The organism is Paenibacillus rhizophilus (assembly GCF_003854965.1).
Taxonomy (GTDB): Bacteria; Bacillota; Bacilli; order Paenibacillales; family Paenibacillaceae; genus Paenibacillus_AQ; species Paenibacillus_AQ rhizophilus.
Map to the genome: position 1 here is coordinate 1 of NZ_RQPI01000037.1, position 776 is coordinate 776.

Genomic DNA, 776 nt, shown 5'->3' on the forward strand with positions numbered 1-776 from the left:
TCGGTGGGGTAACCCGCAAGGGAGCCAGCCGCCGAAGGTGGGGTAGATGATTGGGGTGAAGTCGTAACAAGGTAGCCGTATCGGAAGGTGCGGCTGGATCACCTCCTTTCTATGGAGAATCGTTTCCCGAGTGGAAACATTCAAATCGGAAGCTAAGCTTCCGGCAACGCTCACTCGTTGCTCAGTTTTGAGAGAGCAAGTCTCTTTCTTAAGCGTTTGGTGGCGATGGCGGAGGGGTTCCACGCGTACCCATCCCGAACACGACCGTTAAGCCCTCCAGCGCCGATGGTACTTGGACCGAAGGGTCCTGGGAGAGTAGGACGCCGCCAAGCGCATCCTTATGGGTTTCCATAAGAGTATATGCAAGACTAAGGGCCTTTAGCTCAGCTGGTTAGAGCGCACCCCTGATAAGGGTGAGGTCGGTGGTTCGAGTCCACTAAGGCCCACCACTTAAAATTAAATTTCCTTTTATGGGGCCATAGCTCAGCTGGGAGAGCGCCTGCCTTGCAAGCAGGAGGTCAGGAGTTCGATCCTCCTTGGCTCCACCAACAGTATAACATGCAAGAACCTTGATCCTTGAAAACTGGATACCGAAACGAAAATTGCGTTTTAGAACATCTTTTAGCTGAACTTGTGTCAAGCGATTGATCAAGTGAAGATAAAGTGCTTAATTGGTTAAGCTATTAAGAGCACACGGAGGATGCCTAGGCGCCAGGAGCCGATGAAGGACGTGGCGAACTACGAAAATGCCTCGGGGAGCTGTAAGCAAGCGTTGA

Annotated in this window: 2 tRNA genes and 3 rRNA genes; all 5 read left to right on the top strand. The window is 51.9% G+C overall.

Annotated features, from left to right (window positions below):
• A 16S ribosomal RNA gene (locus EH198_RS24285) occupies positions 1–109 on the top strand; the annotation flags it as partial.
• A 106-nt stretch (positions 110–215) separates the two neighbouring features.
• Positions 216–332 (top strand): 5S ribosomal RNA (rrf, locus tag EH198_RS24290).
• Between the two features lie 40 nt (positions 333–372).
• Positions 373–449, top strand: a tRNA-Ile gene (locus EH198_RS24295).
• 23 nt (positions 450–472) lie between these two features.
• Positions 473–548: transfer RNA gene (locus EH198_RS24300), tRNA-Ala, on the top strand.
• 125 nt (positions 549–673) lie between these two features.
• Positions 674–776, top strand: a 23S ribosomal RNA gene (locus EH198_RS24305); the annotation flags it as partial.